The sequence below is a fragment of the Methylomarinum sp. Ch1-1 genome, from assembly GCF_030717995.2.
Taxonomy (GTDB): Bacteria; Pseudomonadota; Gammaproteobacteria; order Methylococcales; family Methylomonadaceae; genus Methylomarinum; species Methylomarinum roseum.
Map to the genome: position 1 here is coordinate 3,964,162 of NZ_CP157743.1, position 22,535 is coordinate 3,986,696.

A 22,535-nucleotide genomic window follows, 5' to 3' on the forward strand; every position below is an offset into this window, starting at 1 on the left:
GGGTGTGTTTGGCGAGGATGTCGGCAGCAAGGATGCTGCCGTCAAGCCCCCATGGATGGGTTTACGGCGCTCCTCGACAGACACACCCCATGCCCTAAACCCCGCAAAAATACTCAAATTGGGAATTGCTGGTTTTTTATAGCACTTTACCCCAATTGGTGATATCGTTATATCCGCTTAAATTTCGATGAACCATAGAAACAAATGTTTAGGAGACCTTGACTAATGTCAGTAGATAACGTTCTTAAAATGATCCAGGAAAGCGATGTCAAATTCGTTGACTTTCGCTTTTGCGATACCCGAGGCAAAGAACAGCACGTCACTTACCCTGCCCACACGATCGATGAAGACACTTTTGAAGAAGGCAAAATGTTTGATGGTTCATCGGTTGCCGGCTGGAAAGGGATTAATGAATCGGATATGATCTTGATGCCCGACCCCAGCACCGCTGTGATCGATCCCTTTTTTGATGACAACACCCTGATTCTGCGTTGCGACATCATCGAACCCAAAGACATGCAAGGCTACGAACGCGATCCACGCTCCATCGCCAAACGCGCGGAAGCCTACATGCAATCGACCGGCATCGCCGACACCGCGCTATTTGGTCCGGAAAACGAATTTTTCGTTTTCGATGATGTGCGCTGGAACACTGAAATGGGCAAATGCTCCTATCAGGTCGATTCCGAGGAAGCCGGCTGGAACTCGGAAAAAGTCTACGAAGACGGCAACATCGGTCACCGCCCTAGTGTCAAAGGCGGTTACTTTCCGGTTCCACCGGTTGATTCCTTACAGGATATGCGTTCCGCGATGTGCCTGGTGTTGGAAGAAATGGGCCAAACCACCGAAGTACACCATCACGAAGTCGCGACCGCCGGTCAATGTGAAATCGGCTCCAAGTTCAATACCTTGGTGAAAAAATCCGATGAAGTGTTGGAATTGAAATATGTCATCGCGAACATCGCCCATGCTTACGGCAAGACAGCGACCTTCATGCCCAAACCCTTAGTCGGCGACAACGGCAGCGGCATGCACGTTCACCAATCTTTATCCAAAGACGGCGTCAACCTGTTCTCAGGCGATCTCTACGGCGGCCTGTCGGAAACCGCATTGTATTACATCGGCGGCATCATCAAGCACGCCAAGGCGATCAACGCATTCGCCAACGCATCGACCAATAGTTACAAACGCCTGGTGCCAGGATTTGAGGCTCCGGTTATGCTGGCTTACTCTGCGCGCAACCGTTCAGCTTCCATCCGCGTGCCTTTCGTCAACAACCCGAAAGCGCGCCGTATCGAGGTTCGTTTCCCTGATTCCACGGCCAACCCTTATCTGGCGTTTTCGGCCATGTTGATGGCCGGACTGGACGGCATTCAGAACAAAATCCATCCAGGCGATGCGATGGATAAAGACCTGTATGACTTGCCGCCTGAAGAAGAAAAAAGCATTCCTCAGGTTTGCCACTCCTTCGATCAAGCCCTGCAAGCGTTGAATGAAGACCGCGAGTTCCTGACTCAAGGCGGCGTATTCACCGATGATGCGATTGACGGCTATATCGACCTGAAGATGGAAGAGGTGCAACGCCTGCGCATGAGCACGCATCCCGTAGAATTCGACATGTACTACAGCTTGTAAAGCTCATTGACCCGGCAAAACGCCACAAGGCCACAAACGCCCCATTTTGGGGCGTTTTTTTTGCGCGCGCCATAATTGTGCAATCTTTCTCCTTATTAAGCTGTCTAACTTGCCAATCCTGCGGATAAATACCTAGCTCCGCGCCAGCCTCGACCAACCAGTATTGGTATATTACTTGCTTGTGAAGTAAACATGATATATTCCCTTGCCAATAGCGATCACAAAAAAATCCTGGATCACCTGAATGAAGCGATTCTGTTATTCGACAACGAGTTGAATCTGACCTATATCAATTCGGCCGGTGAAATTTTGTTTGCCGATAGCGCCAAACATCTGACCGGACATTCGGCTAAGGCTTTATTCAGACCCTGCAACTCCAGCCTGTATAACAATTTGCGACATTGCCTAAACTCACAGGAGTCGCTAGTCGACAGAGAATTACCGCTAAACCGCATCAATCAGACGCTGACGGTCAATTTCAGCGCCACTCCGATCATCGAAAAAGGACAAATTACCGGCGTGGTCGTTGAGCTACAACAAGTCGACCGCCATTTACGCATCACCAAGGAGGAGCAGCTACTGGCGCAGCAGAACACGACCCGCATGCTGATCAGGGGACTGGCCCATGAAATCAAAAATCCCTTGGGCGGCTTGCGCGGCGCCGCGCAATTGCTGGATCAGGAGTTGGAGGACGCGGATCTAAAAGAATATACCCAAATCATCATCGCCGAATCGGACCGTTTGCAGGGTTTGATGGATAAGATGCTGGGCCCTAAAAATCCAGCCCATAAATGCTGGTTGAATATACACGAAGCGCTGGAACGAGTCAGGCAACTGGTCTGTGCCGAAAGTCAGGACGACATCATCCTGACTGCCGATTACGACCCCAGCATTCCGGAAATTTTTGCCGACAAAAACCAGCTGATCCAGGCCATACTGAACATCGTCCGAAACGCAGTGCAGGCTCTTAAAGGTCATGGCGAGATCATTCTGAAGACCCGGGTTCAACGACATATGACGATCGGTCGCAAACTTTACAAGCTCACGGCCAAAATCGACATCATCGATAACGGTCCGGGCATCAAAGCGGAATTGATGGGAAAAATTTTTTACCCGATGATCACCAGCCGCGCCGAAGGCACCGGACTGGGCCTGTCAATCGCCCAGTCGCTGATCAACCAACATAACGGCCTGATCGAATGCGAAAGTGTGCCGGGCCGCACCGTGTTCTCAATTTATCTTCCCCTGGAGAATAATCATGCAAATGCCTAACCGGGTCTGGATCGTCGATGACGATAAATCGATACGTTGGGTACTGGAAAAAGCCCTGCAAAAAGCCTCCATCGAAACCCAAAGCTTTGCCAATGCATCCAATCTTCTGAATGAACTCAAAGAAAGCCTGCCTGATGTGCTGATCACCGACATCCGCATGCCCGGCATGGATGGGCTTGAACTGCTGAAAAACATTCAAAACCGCTATCCCGAACTGCCGGTCATCGTCATGACCGCTCATTCCGACCTGGAAAGCGCCGTTTCCGCCTTCCATGGCGGAGCCTTTGAATACCTACCTAAACCGTTCGATATCAATGAAGTCGTCGAGATCGTCCAACGCGCCTGCGCCCATAGCCGGCAAAGCAAGGGCGCCGAGGCGGATGCCGATATCATCGAGGAAACACCGGAGATTATCGGTGAATCTCCGGCGATGCAGGAAGTGTTTCGCGCCATCGGCCGCCTGGCCCGCTCCCACATCACCGTCTTGATTAACGGCGAATCGGGCACCGGCAAGGAATTGGTCGCGAAAGCATTGCATCGCCATAGCCCGCGCGCCAAGCAACCGTTCATCGCCTTAAACATGGCGGCGATCCCGAAAGACCTGATGGAATCGGAGCTGTTCGGTCACGAGAAAGGCGCATTCACCGGCGCCCAAGCTCGACGCGCAGGACGTTTTGAACAGGCCAACAACGGCACCTTGTTTCTCGATGAGATCGGCGATATGCCGGCCGAATTGCAAACTCGTTTGTTAAGGGTATTGGCCGACAACGAATTTTATCCGGTCGGCGCCCATTCCTCGGTCAAGGTGGATGTGCGTATCATTGCCGCCACCCATCAAAACCTGGAAAGCCTGGTCGCCCAGGGGCGTTTTCGGGAAGATTTATTTCATCGTCTGAATGTGATTCGCATTCATATCCCGCCGTTGAGAAAACGCAGCGAAGACATAGGCCTGTTGATGCGCCATTTCCTGCAACAAAGCGCCAGAGAGCTGAATACCGAAATCAAAATCTTGCGGCCGGAAACCGAAGCCTTCCTAAGCTCACTGGAATGGCCGGGCAACGTACGCCAGCTGGAGAATACCTGTCGTTGGTTGACCGTAATGGCTTCCGGGCGCGAAATCCACATGGAAGACTTGCCGCCGGAATTATCGACCCCCCGCCAAACAAGGTCATCGAGCGGCAAGGCCGAGAACTGGGAATCCGCTTATGAAAACTGGGTCAATCAGCAATTATCGAGCGGACAGCAAGATATCGCCAAACTATCGATCCCGGTGGTCGAATCGATCCTGATCAGTTCGGCGCTAAAGTTCACTCATGGCAAGCGTCATGAGGCCGCGACATTATTGGGGTATGGCCGCAACACCCTAACCCGTAAAATCAAAGAGCTTAATATCCAGGAATAGGCGCCTTGCCTCGATGACGAGGCAAAATTGCAGCCATTCCCAATTTGAAGATCAAAAGTTTAATCAGGGAATGCTTGCGCGCCCCCTGACCTTTCCGTAGGAGCGCCGCCCTCGGCGCGAAAAGCACTCATCGTGCAGGGCTCCCTCAAAAACCGACGGTTGCGATACCAACGTAGGGTGGATCAAGCGCAGCGGATCCACCAATGTAGGGCGGCTTCGCGAAGCAAGCCGCCAAAAACCGCCACCGGGGAAAAATTAGCCGTTGTGCGTATCCAGGCGGATTGCCTGGCGGCGAATCCCCCTTACGATGGGCCAGCCGACGGTTGGGATACCAACGTAGGGTGGATCAAGCGCAGCGGATCCACCAATGTAGGGCGGCTTCGCGAAGCAAGCCGCCAAAAACCGCCACCGGGGAAAAATTGGCCGTTGTGCGTATCCAGGTGGATTGCCTGGCGGCGAATCCACCCTACGATGGGCCAGCCGACGGTTGCGATACCAACGGGTGGATCAAGCGTGGCGGATCCACCAATGTAGGGCGGCTTCGCGAAGCAAGCCGCCAAAACCCGCCACCGGGGAAAAATTAGCCGTTGTGCGTATCCAGGCGGATTGCCTGGCGGCGAATCCGCCCTACGATGGGCCAGCCGACGGTTGCGATACCAACGTAGGGTGGATCAAGCGCAGCGGATCCGCCAATGTAGGGCGGCTTCGCGAAGCAAGCCGCCAAAACCCGCCACCGGGGAAAAATTAGCCGTTGTGCGTATCCAGGCGGATTGCCTGGCGGCGAATCCGCCCTACGATGGGCCAGCCGACGGTTGCGATACCAACGTAGGGTGGATCAAGCGCAGCGGATCCACCAATGTAGGGCGGCTTCGCGAAGCAAGCCGCCAAAAAATGCCACCGGAGGCAAAATTAGCCGTTGTGCGTATCCAGGCGGATTGCCTGGCGGCGAATCCACCCTACGATGGGCCAGCCGACGGTTGCGATACCAACGTAGGGTGGATCAAGCGCAGCGGATCCACCAATGTAGGGCGGCTTCGCGAAGCAAGCCGCCAAAACCCGCCACCGGGGAAAAATTAGCCGTTGTGCGTATCCAGGCGGATTGCCTGGCGGCGAATCCCCCTTACGATGGGCCAACCGACGGTTGCGATACCAACGTAGGGTGGATCAAGCGCAGCGGATCCACCAATGTAGGGCGGCTTCGCGAAGCAAGCCGCCAAAAACCGCCACCTGGGCAAAATTGGCCGTGCACACGGGGCGGGTTATTTAACACACCCTAAACGTTTAACTTACTTTAGGAGTCACTATTCAGCTTGATACTGAAAAAATATTTCTTTTACTATCAATTGCTTGCGGAAGAAGTGTATGCGACTGGGATGTCGCATCCTGTCAATCGAACCTCCGATTCCTTTTCCGACAGTTGGAAAAGTTATTTCATACTCGTTCCTTAGGCGTATTTGTTGTTAATTTTCTGTTTTGCCACTCATTCATTTAATGAGGTAGCCCTGACTCATCGTGGTATCTATATTGCATGATGTCTTAAATTTGTGTGGGTTGGACTGAATAAAATGAAGCCCAACAAATCGAGGCGTGCCGCAGTAACGAGAGCGCGGTCAACGTTTCTTGCGATGAGGCAATCGATGAAAGGTTGCAAACTCCGTCCGGCTTTGAAATAGCGAGAATGCCGCACCCCAATATGTTTAACGCAACGGAAATGCTCAAACTGATGAGAATTGCTGAGGAATGGCAGCCATATTTGACTAATAAAGATTTAACCGATAACCTAAATTCTATTTGGCTCGGACGGGCATAAGACGCCGCTAGCATCGCGCTGCGTTTTTAAGTCTAGGCTCTACGTTTCTTCCCACAACCGATAGCTATAACCATAAAGAGGTTAAGAAATGAACAAACTGATTCTCCGCTTGCTACACAACTTTCAGACCTTGACCGGCTTACTGTTGATGACAACTGCAATCAGCGCCTACGCTCATCGCGGACCGGCCGATGAAATCGATACTTGCCGGATACGGGTAGGCTCCGAGAAAATTCACTTCACCGCTTACACGCCGACATTCACCCAAGGCACCGGCTATTGCCAGGCAATCCCAAATATCGGCCCCACTAACTTGGTTTTTGATTACGAGGGTCACAAACTGCGCAACGACACCGTCGAATTCGAAATCACCAAGGAACCCGAAGGCACGCGAATCTTTCACCAGGAGCCGAAAAAAATTAAATCCGGCACCGTCAATGCCACGATCGATTTCGGCAAATATGGCGCCGGCGATTATCTAGCTCATGTAACGATCATGCATCAAGGGGAAAAGCAGGATACCCATTTGCCTTTTTCGGTCGGCGTCGAGGAAGAATCTTTTTCCGGCATACTGAAAATTGCAATACCAGCGGTGTTCATCGCTATCATGTTGTTTTTTATGTTTCGCCAATCCAAGACTTCAACTAGCGAAACGGAATGATCGACTTGGCCAAACTAATAAAATCAGGTAAGTGGCTGTTAGTATTGGCTTATTGCCTTTATTCCGCCGCCGGCGCCGAGACCAGGATCGCCATCCTCGACTTTGAACTGAAGGACCTGACCATGAAATCGGCTACGCCGGTCGAGCTTGAGCGTACCGCCCGCCTCAAACCGTTGCTCGAAAAGGAGTTGGCGGGCGCAGGCTACACCATCGTCGATATCGACCGATCGGCCCAACAACGCGCCAACAGTGGGGTCGGTTATCTATTCGACCATCACGATGCGGCCACTGAGCTCGCCGAGCGTTATGCGGCCGATTATGTCCTGGTCGGCCGATTACATAAGCCCAGTTTTCTATTCGTCTATCTGATGGGAAACTTGGTTAAAGTCAGCAACGGCAAACTGGTCGGGCGTTTCATCGTGGAAAGCAAAGGCGGCGCGAAAAAACTGACCGGCAAGGCGATCGAAACGCTGGCCAGTGAAGTAGACGCTATCCTGGATCAACGTTACCGCCCGCCTTCCTCATCGAGCCAGCGCTGATATCAGACCCCTCTCTACATTTCAATGATAACGCTGCGCTTTATGCCTTTCAGCACAACCCTACAAAGCCGATCATAACGCCGCCTGCCCGCCATGAGCATAGGTTCGATCATGAACCTGCTGACAGGCGACGCAGCGCTGGGCGACGGGATAGGCGGTCAGACGCTCAATGGCGATGGGCTCCTGACAATCGCGGCATTCACCGTAGCTGCCTTCGGCGATGCGCATCAAGGCGGTGTCGATGTCTCTGATTTCTTGGACGTGACGGTCGATGGAGGCCAGTTCGATATCGACCAATAAGTCGGCCAGCGCGGCATCGCCGGTGTCGTGCACGCGGCCGGCCAGTTCGCCATATTGTTGCTCATCATAGCGCAGTAATTCCTCGCTGATTTCCCGTCGCAAGGCCATGAAACGATCGTTTAGTTTGGTCTTTAAGACCTTGATTTGGTGGTCGGTCAATTGAACAGTCATCGCGTTTTCCTCCACTTCAAATAGCGCTCATCAAAATGATGCGCTTTTGTCTATCAGTTTACTCCGAAGCCGGCGATTTTACTATCAGGCTAGTTTGTTACCAGCAATTTCCAATTCGAGGATCGAAGAAAATGAGGGGATGTCTGGCGAAGATGCCGGCGTCAAGCCCACATGCGGGGCGGGTTATTTAACCCGCCCCGAACGTTCAACTTGCTTTGGCCTCGGTTTAATCGTTCAGGACGAGGTTACAAAACCCGTCCTGCTCAGTGACGTGACAATCACCTGCATCGATTTGTCAGGGAACGCTGGCGCGCACCCTGACCTCAGCAATTCCCACTTTGGCGTTCAAATAGGGCATGGGGTGTGTTTGGCGAGGATGTCGGCAGCAAGGATGCTGCCGTCAAGCCCCCAGGGATGGGTTTACGGCGCTCCTCGACAGACACACCCCACGCCCTAAACCCCGCAAAAATACTCAAACTGGGAATTGCTGCCCTGACCTACGGATAAACATGCGGGCGGGTTATTTAACCCGCCCCGCCCCGAACGTTCAACTTGCTTTCCGCTTTGGGCTCGGATGAATCGTTCAGGACGAGGTTACAAACCCTGTCCTGCTCAATGACGTGACAATCAACTGCATCGATTTGTCAGGGAACGCTGGCGCGCCCCCTGACCTACGGATACTCAATCTGGAAATGGCCGCTTGCAATACAACTGTCATATAAACCGCTCCATGATTCGTTACAATGGTGCCCTAAACCGGACAACAACAAGGCAATATGAGCGGCCAATCTATCCAGGAACGGTTACCGGAACTCGGGCAAATCGAAGCGATCATCGGACGTGACCATAAACAATACTTGTCCACTCGCGTGCTCTGCCGCCTGCGTTACGGCGAAACCTCGCTGCCGATTCATGCCTTGACTTTGGGCAATACATCTACGCAACTACCAAGTCTCACTCTGGTCGGAGGCATACACGGCCTGGAGCGAATCGGCACACAGGTGGTGCTGACTTTTCTGGAAACGTTGCTGGAACGCCTGCATTGGGATCTGACCTTGGTCGACATGCTGCAGCGGGTGCGCATCAACGTGTTGCCGCTGATCAATCCGATTGGCATGCTCAATCACAGCCGCGCCAATGGCCAAGGCATCGATTTGATGCGCAACGCTCCGGTCGACAGCGACGAACACACCGTCTGGCTAGGCGGGGGGCATCGCCTCTCTCCGCTGCTGCCTTGGTACCGGGGCAAAGCGGATCAGTCGATGCAGACCGAGGCTCAGGTATTGTGCGACTATATTCGACGAGAAGTGCTGCCTTCCCCGTTCAGCCTGGTGCTCGATTGCCATTCCGGTTTCGGATATCACAACCAGATCTGGTTTCCCTATGCAAAAAGCCGGATCGAACCGATTAAACATCTCGGAGAAGTTTTTTATTTGCGCAAACTGTTTCAGCAGACCTATCCTTATCAAAACTACCGCTTCGAACCACAATCCCAGCATTACCTAACCCACGGGGATTTATGGGACTATCTCTATCAGCAATCGTTGGACAGCGACACCATATTCTTGCCGCTAACGTTGGAAATGGGATCCTGGCGCTGGATACGCAAAAACCCGCTGCAATTGCGCAGATCGCTGGGTCTGTTTCATCCGATCAAGCCTCACCGGATTAACCGGGTTTTACGCGGTCATCTGGTGCTGATGGAATTTTTACTGCACGCCACGCTGTCCTATCAACAATGGCTGAACAAAAGCCATACCCGAGAAATGGAACGACAAGCCCTGGCCCTTTGGTATCCCGATGCAAAAAGATAATTGTTTCGTCCTGATTCGCGGTTTGTTACGAGAGGCTAGGCACTGGGGTGAATTTACCGATGACTTGCGGCAGCGCTTTCCTAACGCCCGGATCCTGACCCCGGATCTCCCTGGTAACGGTCGCCTGCACCGACTGACCAGCCCGAACACGATTGCCGCGATGACCGAGGCATTACGCGAGCAAATCAAGGTCGGCATCCCCGTCGATCTAATCGCCCTCTCGATGGGCGGCATGGTCGCGATCGACTGGATGGCCCGCTATCCCGACGAAATTCGCTCCTCGGTGCTGATCAACACCAGCGCCCGCCCCCTTTCGCCGTTTTATCGACGCCTGCGCTGGCAAAGCTATCCCCGTCTCATCTCTATGCTGTGTCATTCAAAACAACAACAGGAACAAGACATCCTAAGCCTGACTTCCAACCGCCATCGCGGCGATAGCGAGCTGTTAAGCAACTGGCGACAATGGCAGCGCCAATGCCCGGTTACCTCATACAGCGCCCGCAATCAATTACGGGCCGCAGCCAACTTCACCCTGCCGCCGAGACCGCCCCACCCGATGCTGATTGTCGCCAGCGGCGGCGACCGATTGGTCGATTGTCGCTGCAGCCGGCAGCTTTATCAAGCCTGGCGGACGGATTACCGACAACACGACACGGCCGGCCATGATTTAGCGCTGGATGAACCGGCCTGGCTGGCGGATTCGATTAAGCAGTGGCTGAGCATCCATTAAACAGGCCGGCATCGTTCACACTTCTGACATATTCGCCGCCTACAATGCCGGGCTATACCCCAGAACCTGGAAAAGCCACATGATCGATGCCGAAAAAATCCTACGCGAAACCTACCCGAATCTGAAAGTCGGCAAAGACAGTCAGTTGATGCGGAAAATCATCAAGAAACTACTGCATGAAGACGACTTCAACAAAGTCATCGCCAAAAACCAGCACCTGCGCGGCTATGCCTTTCTCGACAAACTGCTGAAGCACTTCAAGTTCAGTTATCAGGCCAGCCCGGAATCGTATCACAACATCCCCTCGGAAGGCCGCCTGATCATCGTCGCCAACCACCCGATCGGCACACTGGACGGCCTGGCGCTGGTCAAGATGATCCGCTCGGTGCGCCCGGATGTACGCATCGTCGCCAATCGCGTGCTATCCCATATGGAACCGTTGCAGTCGGTATTTTTGCCGATCGATGTGCTGTCAGCCAAAAAATCACACAAGCAGGCCTATCAGGCGATGCTAGCCGCGCTGGAAAACGAGGAGGCCGTGATCCTGTTCCCGGCTGGTGAAGTCTCCCGCATCACACCGAAAGGCGTGCGCGACGGAAAATGGAAAAACGGCTTCATCAAACTGGCTAAAAAAGCCCGCTGTCCGGTGCTGCCGGTCCATATCAAGGCCGGCAATTCCGCCTGCTTCTACGCCGCTTCGATGCTTTACAAACCGATGAGCACGCTATTGCTGGTCGAGGAAATGTTTAACAAAAAAAATCAGGACGTTAAGCTTAAGGTCGGCTCGCCGGTGCCTTACCCAGCCTTTGCCGAATCCGAGCTCAGCAACAAGGAACTCAGCCAACGCTTTCGCAAACACGTAATGAACCTTGGCAAAAAAGGCAAAAAGCCACTGTTTGACACGATCACGACGGTCGCCCATCCGGTCGATCGAAAAATGTTGAAAAAAGCGCTGCACCAGTCACGTTTATTGGGTGTCACCAAAGACGGCAAGAAGATTTTTCTCTATCACTACCGCGACGATTGTCCGGTCATCCAGGAGATCGCCCGCCTACGCGAGCTGACTTTCCGCTCCGTCGAGGAAGGCACCGGACTGGCCGAGGACCTGGACAAATATGATGTCTATTACAGTCACCTGGTGTTATGGGACGACAATGACCTGGAAATCGTCGGCTCCTATCGCATCGGCGAGGGCGATAAGATCATGGCGACCCAGGGCATGGAGGGTTTTTACACCCACACCCTATTCAACCTCAACGCCCAATTTCAGCGCTACCTGCCCCATAGCATCGAACTGGGCCGCAGCTTCGTACAGCCACGCTACTGGGGACAGCGCAGCCTGGATTACTTGTGGTATGGCATCGGCGCCTATCTGCGCGAACAACCGCAGGTCAAATACCTGTTCGGCCCGGTCAGCATCAGCAACGCCTACCCGCAATTGGCCAAGGAAGTCATCATCAGCTTTTACAAACAGCAATTCGGCTCCGATTTGCAATTGGCCAAAGCCCGGACACCTTTCATCGTTTCCGAGCAAACCCGGCAATTCGCCGAGACCGAATTCACCGGCGATTACAAAACCAGTTTCAGGATTTTGACCAGCGAATTGAAAAAGCTGGGCGTCAAGGTCCCGCCCCTCTACAAGCAATATGTCGAACTCTGCACCGACAAGGGATGCCATTTCATCGATTTCAACATCGACTCCGATTTCAACAACTGCATCGACAGCCTAATCATCGTCGAATTGGACAAAATCACCGCAAAAAAAAGACAACGCTATATTGAGCGGGAATTGGCGGCTTGAGTTTCGATTGATTTTGGTCGAGTTTCGCTGCCCGACTCCTTCGCCGCCATATCAAGCCATATCAATCGTATTGCAATAAGGCGGCGACGCCGCCGTGGTCGCTGGGCCACAACCCCAAACCCGGCGGATTGGTTTTCGCCGACACCTTATCGCCCAACACGCGCACCTGCTTGACCCGGTCGGGCCTATCCCAGACAAAGATCATATCGATGCGTTCGTTCAATAAGGCTTGCTGACTGTCTAAGTCCTGAACTTGGCAACAGCTATACCCCGGAATGGCGCCGGGGCGCAGTTCCCAGATGTCGTGGAAGGCGCTATCGATGAATTGATGGTAAGGCGTCGTGACGATGCCGCTGTCGAAAGGCGCCGGAAAAGGACCTAAGACATCTTGCTGCTGCGGCGAGGAATTCATGTCTCCCAGCACGAGCAGCGATCGTTCAGAAGACATATCATCGATGATACCGAGCAACTCGATGGTTTCCAGCAGCTCATGGGCCTGGGCCGCTTGATAAAACGTGAAGGCAGGCTCACCGACGTCCTCCCCTTTGACTTCCAAATGAGTGTTGAAGATTCGATAGTCTTTGTTGCCGATAACGGCGTCCACCGCCACAAAACCTCGTTCTACCGCCAGCGTTCCGGCCGGCGTTTCGGCGGAGGCGACGACTTGATAATTGCAGCCGTCTGCCGAAGGCTTGGCGCATAAGCCATAAGCTTGATACGCCGACCAATCAACGGCGCTGGCTTGCACATCCTGACGGGCCAGAATCACATCGCGATCGACTGCGATCAGCAGCGCATTCGCACCGTTGACATTGAAGGGAATGCCGGACAGCGGCAAACCCGGCACCGCGACTTTGCCCAGATCAAGATTGTTGACGACGGCGGCAGCCTGATAATTTGCACCGTTGTTATGCAATTCAGCCAATGTTAGCTGCAAATGGTCGACAAAGGCGTTGGCGATCGAAGAATCATCGCAGCCCCGTCCGGGTTCAGGAGCATCCAGATCGACACAGCCAAAAGCCCAGACTTCCTGGAGACCTATCATGTGCGGCGATCGCTTGGCGAGCATTTGCGCCTGCTCGACGGCCCGGGCGCGAAAATCATTGGCCGCGATTTGTTGCAGCACGTTGACCAGCGCCTCGTTGAAAGACTGAGGGTCGGCATTGAGAACCGGGGTCAAATCCGCGCCCAAATATTGATTTAACGTGACCACCTCGATGTCATCGGTGGCCAACGCTTGATAGCTGGCTAAAAGCAAGCTTAGGCATAGGGAAAGGCGAGTCAGTGATTTCATCGGAGTGCTCCTATTGCAAGTTTTGGTAACTATTCAGTATCTTTCAGGGTTTAGGGAGTAGGCCATTGATTTCTCGGGACGCGTGAATAGCTCTGGCTGCAACGTCCTGTTGCAGACAGCCCGATAAATCAATAACCTACCCCCTCTGATAAAAATACGCTGAATAATTACGTTTTTTTGGACCTAAGCAGAGATTAGAACACGACAATGTCATGCATAGGTAATGATTTTTGATCGTATAATCGCGATGATAAACGGAAGCCTGATGAACTGATAGATTTGGCAGCATTTGAGTTGTCCAGATTACGAAAAAACCGTTTCTGGCGCGCCCGATTTAATCTCGAACAAATGCATGTCTTCTGGCATAGCTTTGTGTCGATTTCATGTTGAACGCAGGACGATTGAGCAACGCTAAGGAACGAGCATGAAATAACTTTCAAATGTGCGAAGAGGGTTCGGTATCTCGATTGACAGGTGTTGGTGGCATGGATAGCCGCCGTCCTCGCCCCCAATCCTCTTCTTTGTTATCCAAATTAGGAATTGCTGTAAAGCTCCTTTAAAACGTCGTTCCCCTTTTCGATTTGCGCCTTAATGATATCGACCTCCATCTGTAACGCTTTCTTCATTTGTTCATCCTGACATTCGGACAACATTCTCGTTATTTTGAGCTGCTTCGTTTTCAGTTTTTCGATCACATCCTTGATTTCTTCGGCCTTCTCTCTTTTCTGCTTTTCATCGGCATTAAAAAATTCCTGTAAACGCGTTAACAATTTTACTTTATTCATGATTGTTCGCCGGCTTAGGGTTAATAACATCGAGTAATTCGTGATCGGTCAAGGCAAGTTCCTGCTCCGCCTCGATTGATTTATCGGAATAATTGATGAATACGGCTTCCGCCATGGCAATCAGATTGACCAGAATATCATAGAGATAAGCATGATCATTCAATAACGACGTACCGGCAAGGGAACTGATTTTCCGTTCCCTGATCAGGTTTTCGATGGTTTCTATCGCCTCCAGCCGCTGCTCCTTGATACTGCCTTTGTATTTGTCCAAGGAAAGCAATGGCAATTCATCGGATAGGGCATTCTTTTTGACGGTCTCCAGCTCGCGAATCAGCAAGGCGATCTGATAGCGAATCCGGTCATATTCACTAACCAGAAAGTGATTATAGGAACGATTGTGTTTAATCAGGTTTTTTTGCAGGTGCTTCATGCCTTTTACCGCTTCCACCAGTTTTACATTAGACTCTCGCAAACTGAGCAATCTTTCCGACTGTGAAATATTCGCGGCAAACCGTGCTTGACTGATAAATTCAATGATGGCGCTATAAATACCTTTTACGCTACGCTCATAAGCCTCATCGATATCGTAATCAGAAATCTTATGAAATCTAGCAATCACTTGATTGAGATCGCGATCCGAATAGACATCGCGTCGGTGCAATCCAAGGGTTTTCAAAATAATATGGACGGCATTTTCATAGAGATGAATGGTTTCCCGCACGACCGACTCAACCGCGGCATCCGGAAACTGTATCGCCGATTGGGTCAGATAACGGGGTTTATCGATGGCCGCTATCTTTTCGGTCATCACCTTTTCCAGCAGCGAGGCCATAGAAGTGGCCAGCGGCAGCATCACAACGACACCGACCAGGTTGAACAAAGTATGGAAAGCAGCCAGTTTCAAAGTATAGTCATCCGCCGCGATCCCGACAAATTCGCAAAAACGATCGACCAGCCAAACAAACTGGTTCAGCATCAGCAGGGCCACCACAGCGGTAAAAACATTAAACAACAAGTGAGCGCCTGCCAGGCGTTTGCCTTCAATATTTGCGCCCAGGGCTCCCAAGATCGCGGTCACCGTGGTACCGATATTTGAACCTATCGCCAATGCCAATGCATTCTCGTAAGTAATTTGCTGGCTAGCTAAGGCGGTGATGATCAGCACCATGGTTGCTCCGCTGGCCTGTATAATCACGGTAGCGACGATGCCCAAGGCGACAAACACCAGCAAACCCTGCCAGCCTGTCATCGCGTATTCGCTTAAATCCAGGGTGTCTTTGAAGGTATCGAAACCTTCCTTCATGTAATGAATGCCGAGGAACAAGAATCCGATCCCGGCAAGGATATAACCGCCCCCCTTTATGTTTTTCGATTTATTCAGGATCAACATGATACCGAATACCAGCAGCGGCATGGCGTATGCGGAAATATTAACCTTAATGCCAAATCCGGCCACCAACCACGCGCCGGTGGTGGTGCCGAGATTAGCTCCGAAAATGATGCCTATGCCGGCGGCAAGATCCAGCAGGCCTGCGCTGATGAAAGAAATAACCAGCACCGTTAACAAGGAACTGGATTGCATCATCATCGTCGCCACAATCCCAAAGCTTAGACGCTTGACCAGGCTGTCGGTCATCGAGCGCAGCACTTGCTCCAGAATGCCGCCGGAAAAAAAACGAAAGCCTTGCTGTAGGGCGAGCATGCCAAACAAAAAAATCGCAATGCCGGCCGCGATGGTTTTGAAATCGGCGCTCAGCCAGAAGCCAATGGCCAACACGACCAAAAAGCCAAAAAAGGCGCCGTTTTTAATCACATTAGCAACCGCTTAATGTTCATCTTTCTTGTCTTCATCTCTCCAACTGCGCTCCTATGGCTCCGTCACTCACGATGGTTTAATCATACCAATGTTTCTTTGCAAGCTGTATCGTGTTCACGGCCCGTATCAGCTTAACGCAATGGGGTGGAGAAAAAATAGCGAGATAGTTTCTACCTTTCAAGCTTGTCGGTGTATACTCTAGGACTGTTTGTTTAACCAAATAACAATAAGAAGGCTTTAACCCGATGGCTGAAAAAACAGTAAGTAAACACCTGATTAATCTTGAAAAGCAATTTGCGCCGAGCAATCCGGTTCTGCAAAAGGCGGCCAAGGTGTTTCATGAACTAGACCAGCTGGAATACGATATGGGGCTGATTGAGCAAGAGGAGACCACGGCCCGAAAAAGCTCCTGGTGGCCGATCATCAGCACGTTGGGCGGCCATTCATCGGCTAAAAATGACTTTATCAATCGTTACCTGGGGACGCAGTTACATTCCACCAGCCATAAATTTACCGTTCATCAATATACCCACCAAAGCACGAGTGCCACCTTGCCCGGCACCGCACTGGACGCCGATCATCGCCTGCCTTTTTATCAGATCAGTCGAAGCATTGAACAAATTGCCAAAGGCGAAGGTGATAAAATCAACGCCTATCTTGAATTGCTCACCGTCAACAGCGAGAAATTGCGGGGTAAATTACTGATCGATACGCCGGTATTGAGCGGCAGTAGCGCAAACAAGGTCAACGCCTTACTCAATCGACACGTGATAGACATGTCTGACCTGGTCTTGGTTTTTTGCGACTTGTTCGACGCCGAGTCCGAACTGATCGATGACACGATCAAAACCATCATCGAATACCAGGACTCCAATAAATTCCTCTTTATCATAGACCATTCCGAGATCAGTCTGGAACCGCGTAAGATCAATGAAATCATCATTTCCTGGCAACGCAGACTGACCGAATTAGGCATTAATACCGGTCAATTCGTGGTGTTGACCGACAGCGGAGACACGTCGATGATAGACCTACGCATCGAGAACCTGGACAATGATCGCTCCTACCGGGTTTTGAGCACGTTGGAAAAAAGCATACGCCATATAGACGATGTAATCATTCCCGAGGTCGAAAACGCCCTGACGCTATGGAAAGACAGAGCCAATACCTCTATCCTGATCGTATTGGGTTTCTTGGTCTCGCTGGTGTTATTTGCGGAAATTTCCATCGGCGTGCTCGATCTATTCTTCGACCCTATTATTGGCCCCATCATTTTACTGATACTGATCGCGATACTGACCCCGTTGCATTTAATCATCAGTCGAATCCATGCAAAACTGATTGTCAACAAACTGCACGAACGACAGAAAAGGCTCAACCTGACGGAAAACCTGGCCGGCCTCTTTGAAAAAAGCCTGACCTTCTGGCGCATTTTGCTGCCGATCAAGGACCCGGTAGGCAAAAACAAAAAGACCAGGAATCACTTAACTCAGCTGATCGAGCAAAGCAAGGATCTGGTACAGACATTAAATGATCAATTCAGTCATTATCAGACTGACGATTTAAGCTCCTATACTAGCCCTGCAAACAGCAACGACAGCATTCAATGACGCTTGGACCACTAAGTTTTAGCTAATATGGATACTTTGAAACAGTATTTGCCGCTATGCTGGTTTACGGCCAATCCGCTGGACCTACCCCGGTCGGTCCGTTTTTTCAGACTTAACCTGTTGTTTTATTTCATTGTTGAACTGTTCATTCAGATCAACATGATCGAATACTTCGAGGCTATTTTTGAGGTCACGCTGGAAACGGGCCTGACCTTGGTGTTTGTCGGCCTGGTTGTGTTGTTGAACAAATCCGGCCATTCCTTCATACAGGTTTCATCCGCCATTCTGTTTTGCGAGAATGTCGTCGCCGTCGTGGTGGTGCCGACGATGATCTGGCTGACGATCACCGAAGACGAACTCAGTTACGTGACGATGGCTTTTTTGATGCTATGGGACTTTTCCCTCGTCGCCTATGTCTATAAAAAAACGCTAGGCATCAATACCGCCGCCGGCGCCGTCGTTTCGCTGTTTTATTTTACCTGCACCTATGGTTTCGCTTACGGAATCACGTCGTTGATTATCGGGTAAGGAAGTGCACGCTTAAATCGGCGCTTTCAGCTGTGCATCGGTGGATTTATTCAGCGTTTTGTTAGACCAGGACATAGTCAATATTTTTCTGTCGGCAATCGTGAATGTGGGCGCAGATTTAGCCGCGCAATGCGAATAAATTCGCACCTACCGCAGCAATTGCTAGTTTGGCGTTCAAAAAGGGCGGGCGTGTTTGGCGAGGCGCTCCTCGATAGACACGCCCTATTCCCTAAACTCTGGGCGGGGCGGGTTCTTTAACCCGCCCCAAACGTTTAACTTACTCTAGTCACGGTTGCATCGTTCAGGACCTCGTTGACCTGCATTTCGTATAGAGACATGCGCCACGGCTCCGCCAAAGTCTGCCCGCAGGAGGAGGCCCGCCCTCAGGCCGAATGGCTCTTTTCGCGCCCGAGGACGGCGCTCCTACGCAAAGCACCGTCTTGCCTTCGGATGTGCTGAACAGCGTGAAGCGCATCAAAAACCGGTGCGCTTCCTATCGTCAGCACCCCCTACCGCATCGTAGGGCGGCTTCGCGAAGCAAGCCGCCAAAAACACCACCACCGGTGGCAAAATTGGTCATTGTGGTATCCAGGCGCATTGCCTGGCGGCGAATCACCCTACGGTTGCATGCCAATGTAGCCTTGCCTTCGGGGATGTGTCGAACAGCGTGAAGCGCATCGAAACAAGGTGCGCTTCCTATCGTCAGCACACCCTACCCTACCCGCACCGGTAGGGCGGATCAAGCTTCGCGGATCCGCCAACGTAGGGCGGCTTCGCAAAGCAAGCCGCCAAAACCCACGCCGGGGCAAAATTGACCATTGTTCGTATCAAAGGCGGATTGCCTCTGACGGCGAATCCATCCGGTTGCGATGCCAAATGTAGCCTTGCCTTTGTTTGATGTGCTGAACTGCGTGAAGCGCATCAAAAACCGGTGCGCTTCCTATCGTCAGCACACCCACATCCGTGAGATGGATCACGCGCAGCAAATCGGCTAAAAGCATTCAATGCACGCAGTAAAAGTAGCCTGAGTAAAAGTATTTTTAAAAGTAGCCTGTCCCCTTTATCTCTCAGCAAAAGTAGCCTGTCCCCTTTATCTCCGCAGTAAAAGTAGCCTGTCCCCTTTTTCCTGTCCCCTTTATCTCCGGACTAGAAACGCTCGATCTCGGGATGAGGCAGCTCGCCGTCGTGGACATGCATCGCGCCGAATTCCGCACAACGATGCAGAGTGGGCACCGCCTTACCCGGATTCAGCAGGCCTTTGTCATCAAAAGCCCGCTTCAACGCATGAAACAACGCTAATTCATGGGGCTGAAATTGAAAACACATATGATTGATCTTTTCGACGCCGACCCCATGTTCTCCGCTAATCGTGCCGCCGACTTCGACGCTCAAGCGCAAGATATCTCCTCCCAGCTGCTCGGCTTTCTGCATTTCCCCTTCCCGATCGGCGTCATAAAGAATCAACGGATGCAGATTGCCATCGCCGGCATGAAAAACATTGGCCACCGCCAAGCCGTAATGCGCCGAAAACGTCTTGATTTTCATCAGCACCTTCGCCAGATGGCGGCGCGGTATCGTGCCGTCCATGCAGTAATAATCCGCGGATATTCTACCGACCGCCGGAAACGCGGCTTTGCGCCCCGCCCACATTTGCTGCCGCTGCTGCTCGGACTCGGCCACTCTGACCTCGCTGGCGCCCTGTCGCCGCAAAACTCGCAGCGCTTGCTCCAAATCGGATGTTACTTGTTCTGCGCTACCATCCATCTCGCATAACAAGATAGCTTCCGCATCGCATGGATAACCGGCGTGGACGAAGTCTTCCGCCGCCTTGATCGCGGCATTATCCATCATCTCCAGGCCGGCCGGAATCAAACCGGCGGCAATGATGGCGGCCACCGCGTTGCCGGCCTTCTCGACATCATCGAAGGCCGCTAAAATCACCTGCGCTTGTTCCGGAATCGGTAACAATTTGACGGTGATTTCGACTATCACGCCGAGCATGCCCTCGGAACCGGTCATCAATGCCAATAAATCGTAGCCCGGGCCATCGAGACCTTGCCCGCCTATCGTGACCCATTCGCCATCCATTGTGATCACCTGCAACTGCTGGATATTGTGTGTGGTCAAGCCGTATTTGAGACAATGCACCCCGCCCGAGTTTTCCGCGACATTGCCGCCGATGGAACAGGCAATTTGCGACGAAGGATCTGGCGCATAATACAGTCCATATGGCGCGACGGCATGAGAAATCGCCAGGTTTCTAACGCCCGGCTGCACCCGCGCCTGACGGTTATTGACATCGATGTCGAGAATGCGGTTGAAGCGGGATAAACTCAACAACACGCCATTATCGAGCGGAATGGCGCCGCCGGCCAGGCCGGTGCCGGCGCCTCTAGCGACCACCGGCACACCGAGGCGATGGCATAATCGCAAGACATGCTGCACCTGCTCGATAGTTTCCGGCAACACCACCAGCCAAGGCAGGCAGCGATAGGCTGACAAACCGTCACATTCATATGCCCTGACTTGCTCCTCTTGCGCCAGAATCGCCGAATCCGGCAGAAAATGCCTTAATGCGGCCAGCAGATCATTTTTGCTGACCTGATGACGAACTCTTTCCGAACTGTGCGGTTGTATCGTGACCATAGGATTAATGTCTATTCAGCGAAATTATATATAAAACAGCAAAAACACCCGAACTGGGAATGGCTGGCGCTTACCGAGCACCTGCCTTATATAACATGACTGAGTACTACTGCTTAACATCAAAAGTCACTGAACTGAAGTTTCCCAATTTTTTGAGGGCAAGGAATATCAGATAATGCTAATATTCAGCTTAAACATTAGCCGGCTCTAATATTGATTGTTAGGCTATGCCGAATCTCATTAAAAACAATAGCTTATGGGTGAATGAGGTCGCCTTTTGTAGTATAATATTGGTTTCTAAATCATTGATTACACAAACAAAAGGGCCTCATTCATGTTCATTTTACGCGATCTTCTCCGCCCTCTCCAAGCCCATTTTTCCGAGACTGATCTGGGACGGGAGCGAGCTTCTTTGTTTGTCTACACGCTGCTCGCCGTGATTGTTCCGTTTACCTCATCGATGTCGTCTAATTTATGGCGGGCCTTGGAGACTTTGTTCGGGATCGAGATTAAGCAAAAGCGGTTCTATACCTTCATGGCTTCGTCGACACTGCCCTGGGAAAGGCTTTGGACGACGCTGTGGGGATTGATTCCGTCCCCCACGACCGATGGCCGCTTATTGATTGGCTTGGACGATTTTATCAACCTCAAAGTGGGTCAACACATTTTCGGCTGCGCGTCGATTTTCGATCATGCCGCCAAAGCGAATCAAAGCCGTTACCCTGGGCGCAAAATGTGGTGTCGATCGGCTTACTGAAGCAGGTCAAAGGTCGTTGGGCCTGTTTGTTTTGGGCTTTCGTTTTACTTACCCCGTCACATGATCGCCGAACAAAAGGAAACCGCCAAAATCAAAGGCCAAGTCGCGCCGTTTCAAAGCAAACTCACGCAAGCGGCGGAATTGCTAATCGCCGTCGCCGGTCACTTTGCTTCGACACCAATGCTGGCGGTCACCGACAGCTGGTTTGGGAATCAGGGGTTATGGAAGCCGGTGCGCCAAACGGTAGGCGAACGTTTTCACCTGTTATCCCGATTGCGCAGCAACCAGGTGCTCTATGCGCTCCCCGACGCCCGGTCCGCCGATGCCAAGACACGCGGACGCCCCCGTAAATACGGCCAGCGTCTGGGGACCGTGACCGACCGAGCGCACGCGCTCCGGCAGCAAACTGCTGCCTATCAGGTTAACCTGTATGGCAAAGTACGCGAAGTACTGGCGGTTGAGAAAACCGTCATGCTGAAGACCTTAAAATGCCCCATCAAGGTCGTGTGGGTGTTTCGTAAAACCCAGTGGGTCGCCTTGTTTACGACCGATCTCGACTTGTCGGTCACCCAGGTCATCGAATATTATGGCGCTCGCTGGAAGATCGAGTCCGGCTTTAAAGAACTCAAGCAAGACATTGGCAGTCAAAAATGCCAGAGCCGGAATGCCCAGGCCGTGATAAACCACCTGCATTTCTGTATGATGGCCACCACGGTCACCTGGATGTACGCCGATCGCATCAAAGCGGATCCGCAACGTCGGCACAAGGTCAAGGGGCGGACGAGTTTCGCCTTTTCCGATGTCCGGCGCCTCATCGCCGAAGCCTCACTGAGTGAAGATTTTGATAGGCTTTGCCATAAACCCACCAATCCCATGAAAAATTCGCTGGTCGCGGTGTTGTTACGCATGGTGGCTTGAGGCGTTTTTAGGAAACTTCAGTCACTGAATAATTACGGATTAATTT

The 22,535-nt window shown here is 51.9% G+C and carries 17 protein-coding genes and 1 pseudogene; 13 read left to right on the forward strand and 5 right to left on the reverse strand.

The features are described from left to right. The first annotated feature begins 225 nt into the window (after positions 1-225). The 5 genes from glnA (at position 226) to Q9L42_RS18090 (ending at position 7,319) form a co-directional block, all read left to right on the forward strand. Positions 226-1,635 carry a glutamate--ammonia ligase gene (glnA, locus tag Q9L42_RS18070; RefSeq protein ID WP_305907021.1) on the forward strand — a complete coding sequence of 470 codons (1,410 nt, stop codon included), beginning with the start codon at positions 226-228 and terminating at the stop codon, positions 1,633-1,635. Positions 1,636-1,827: 192 nt separating this feature from the next. Next, the gene (glnL, locus tag Q9L42_RS18075; RefSeq protein WP_305907020.1) at positions 1,828-2,907 is read left to right on the forward strand and encodes a nitrogen regulation protein NR(II); all 1,080 of its coding nucleotides are present in this window, start codon (positions 1,828-1,830) and stop codon (positions 2,905-2,907) included. Continuing rightward, positions 2,894-4,309 carry a nitrogen regulation protein NR(I) gene (ntrC, locus tag Q9L42_RS18080; protein ID WP_305907019.1) on the forward strand — a complete coding sequence of 472 codons (1,416 nt, stop codon included), beginning with the start codon at positions 2,894-2,896 and terminating at the stop codon, positions 4,307-4,309. The genes glnL and ntrC overlap by 14 nt, the downstream gene beginning before the upstream one ends. A gap of 1,898 nt (positions 4,310-6,207) precedes the next feature. Next, entirely contained in the window at positions 6,208-6,780 is a 573-nt protein-coding gene (locus Q9L42_RS18085; protein ID WP_349431550.1) for a hypothetical protein, read from the forward strand. Positions 6,781-6,785: 5 nt separating this feature from the next. Further along, positions 6,786-7,319 (forward strand): DUF2380 domain-containing protein, encoded by a 534-nt coding sequence (locus tag Q9L42_RS18090; RefSeq protein WP_305907013.1) that lies wholly within the window; start codon positions 6,786-6,788, stop codon positions 7,317-7,319. Between the two features lie 72 nt (positions 7,320-7,391). On the opposite strand, the gene Q9L42_RS18095 is transcribed toward Q9L42_RS18090, so the two are convergent. Continuing rightward, positions 7,392-7,790 carry a TraR/DksA family transcriptional regulator gene (locus Q9L42_RS18095; RefSeq protein WP_305907012.1) on the reverse strand — a complete coding sequence of 133 codons (399 nt, stop codon included), beginning with the start codon at positions 7,788-7,790 and terminating at the stop codon, positions 7,392-7,394. 776 nt (positions 7,791-8,566) lie between these two features. Here Q9L42_RS18095 and Q9L42_RS18100 point away from each other — a divergent pair. From Q9L42_RS18100 to Q9L42_RS18110, 3 genes are all read left to right on the forward strand, one after another. Further along, positions 8,567-9,604, forward strand: coding sequence for a M14 family zinc carboxypeptidase (locus Q9L42_RS18100; protein WP_349431551.1), 1,038 nt, complete (start codon positions 8,567-8,569; stop codon positions 9,602-9,604). Next, entirely contained in the window at positions 9,591-10,334 is a 744-nt protein-coding gene (locus tag Q9L42_RS18105) for an alpha/beta fold hydrolase (protein WP_305907009.1), read from the forward strand. The genes Q9L42_RS18100 and Q9L42_RS18105 overlap by 14 nt, the downstream gene beginning before the upstream one ends. A 79-nt stretch (positions 10,335-10,413) precedes the next feature. Next, positions 10,414-12,135 (forward strand): lysophospholipid acyltransferase family protein, encoded by a 1,722-nt coding sequence (locus Q9L42_RS18110; protein WP_349431552.1) that lies wholly within the window; start codon positions 10,414-10,416, stop codon positions 12,133-12,135. A 61-nt stretch (positions 12,136-12,196) separates the two neighbouring features. Here the strand turns inward: Q9L42_RS18110 and Q9L42_RS18115 are convergent, their stop codons facing one another. From Q9L42_RS18115 to Q9L42_RS18125, 3 genes are all read right to left on the reverse strand, one after another. Continuing rightward, entirely contained in the window at positions 12,197-13,429 is a 1,233-nt protein-coding gene (locus tag Q9L42_RS18115; protein ID WP_305907006.1) for a hypothetical protein, read from the reverse strand. Between the two features lie 533 nt (positions 13,430-13,962). Beyond that, entirely contained in the window at positions 13,963-14,214 is a 252-nt protein-coding gene (locus Q9L42_RS18120) for a hypothetical protein (protein ID WP_305907005.1), read from the reverse strand. Beyond that, positions 14,207-16,027, reverse strand: a complete 1,821-nt coding sequence (locus Q9L42_RS18125; RefSeq protein WP_349431553.1) for a Na/Pi cotransporter family protein — start codon at positions 16,025-16,027, stop codon at positions 14,207-14,209. The genes Q9L42_RS18120 and Q9L42_RS18125 overlap by 8 nt, the downstream gene beginning before the upstream one ends. A 248-nt stretch (positions 16,028-16,275) precedes the next feature. Here Q9L42_RS18125 and Q9L42_RS18130 point away from each other — a divergent pair, with 248 nt between their 5' ends. The 3 genes from Q9L42_RS18130 to Q9L42_RS18140 all read left to right on the forward strand — a co-directional run bounded on the left by Q9L42_RS18130 (position 16,276) and on the right by Q9L42_RS18140 (position 18,839). Beyond that, positions 16,276-17,640: a hypothetical protein gene (locus tag Q9L42_RS18130; RefSeq protein WP_305907003.1), complete on the forward strand. Its 1,365-nt coding sequence runs from the start codon at positions 16,276-16,278 to the stop codon at positions 17,638-17,640. Between the two features lie 27 nt (positions 17,641-17,667). Then, positions 17,668-18,168 carry a hypothetical protein gene (locus Q9L42_RS18135; protein WP_305907002.1) on the forward strand — a complete coding sequence of 167 codons (501 nt, stop codon included), beginning with the start codon at positions 17,668-17,670 and terminating at the stop codon, positions 18,166-18,168. Between the two features lie 392 nt (positions 18,169-18,560). Then, a complete protein-coding gene (locus tag Q9L42_RS18140) occupies positions 18,561-18,839 on the forward strand; it encodes a hypothetical protein (protein WP_349431554.1) in 279 nt (92 codons plus the stop codon). Between the two features lie 475 nt (positions 18,840-19,314). On the opposite strand, the gene Q9L42_RS18145 is transcribed toward Q9L42_RS18140, so the two are convergent. Then, the gene (locus tag Q9L42_RS18145) at positions 19,315-20,814 is read right to left on the reverse strand and encodes an FAD-linked oxidase C-terminal domain-containing protein (RefSeq protein ID WP_305906999.1); all 1,500 of its coding nucleotides are present in this window, start codon (positions 20,812-20,814) and stop codon (positions 19,315-19,317) included. A gap of 334 nt (positions 20,815-21,148) precedes the next feature. Between Q9L42_RS18145 and Q9L42_RS18150 the strand changes: the two genes are divergently transcribed. Continuing rightward, a complete protein-coding gene (locus tag Q9L42_RS18150; RefSeq protein WP_349431555.1) occupies positions 21,149-21,571 on the forward strand; it encodes a hypothetical protein in 423 nt (140 codons plus the stop codon). Between the two features lie 57 nt (positions 21,572-21,628). Further along, positions 21,629-22,489 (forward strand): annotated as a pseudogene (locus Q9L42_RS18155) (IS701 family transposase); the annotation flags it as partial. Between the last annotated feature and the right edge of the window lie 46 nt (positions 22,490-22,535).

What these genes read in the sequence shown, in the direction of transcription:
- Q9L42_RS18120 (WP_305907005.1), bottom strand. Translation starts at nt 14,214, where the DNA reads ATGAATAAAGTAAAATTGTTAACGCGTTTACAGGAATTTTTTAATGCC.
- Q9L42_RS18135 (WP_305907002.1), top strand. Translation starts at nt 17,668, where the DNA reads ATGGATACTTTGAAACAGTATTTGCCGCTATGCTGGTTTACGGCCAAT.
- glnA (WP_305907021.1), top strand. Translation starts at nt 226, where the DNA reads ATGTCAGTAGATAACGTTCTTAAAATGATCCAGGAAAGCGATGTCAAA.
- Q9L42_RS18115 (WP_305907006.1), bottom strand. Translation starts at nt 13,429, where the DNA reads ATGAAATCACTGACTCGCCTTTCCCTATGCCTAAGCTTGCTTTTAGCC.
- Q9L42_RS18105 (WP_305907009.1), top strand. Translation starts at nt 9,591, where the DNA reads ATGCAAAAAGATAATTGTTTCGTCCTGATTCGCGGTTTGTTACGAGAG.
- ntrC (WP_305907019.1), top strand. Translation starts at nt 2,894, where the DNA reads ATGCAAATGCCTAACCGGGTCTGGATCGTCGATGACGATAAATCGATA.
- Q9L42_RS18140 (WP_349431554.1), top strand. Translation starts at nt 18,561, where the DNA reads ATGGCTCTTTTCGCGCCCGAGGACGGCGCTCCTACGCAAAGCACCGTC.
- Q9L42_RS18145 (WP_305906999.1), bottom strand. Translation starts at nt 20,814, where the DNA reads ATGGTCACGATACAACCGCACAGTTCGGAAAGAGTTCGTCATCAGGTC.
- Q9L42_RS18150 (WP_349431555.1), top strand. Translation starts at nt 21,149, where the DNA reads ATGTTCATTTTACGCGATCTTCTCCGCCCTCTCCAAGCCCATTTTTCC.
- Q9L42_RS18100 (WP_349431551.1), top strand. Translation starts at nt 8,567, where the DNA reads ATGAGCGGCCAATCTATCCAGGAACGGTTACCGGAACTCGGGCAAATC.
- Q9L42_RS18085 (WP_349431550.1), top strand. Translation starts at nt 6,208, where the DNA reads ATGAACAAACTGATTCTCCGCTTGCTACACAACTTTCAGACCTTGACC.
- Q9L42_RS18110 (WP_349431552.1), top strand. Translation starts at nt 10,414, where the DNA reads ATGATCGATGCCGAAAAAATCCTACGCGAAACCTACCCGAATCTGAAA.
- Q9L42_RS18095 (WP_305907012.1), bottom strand. Translation starts at nt 7,790, where the DNA reads ATGACTGTTCAATTGACCGACCACCAAATCAAGGTCTTAAAGACCAAA.
- Q9L42_RS18130 (WP_305907003.1), top strand. Translation starts at nt 16,276, where the DNA reads ATGGCTGAAAAAACAGTAAGTAAACACCTGATTAATCTTGAAAAGCAA.
- glnL (WP_305907020.1), top strand. Translation starts at nt 1,828, where the DNA reads ATGATATATTCCCTTGCCAATAGCGATCACAAAAAAATCCTGGATCAC.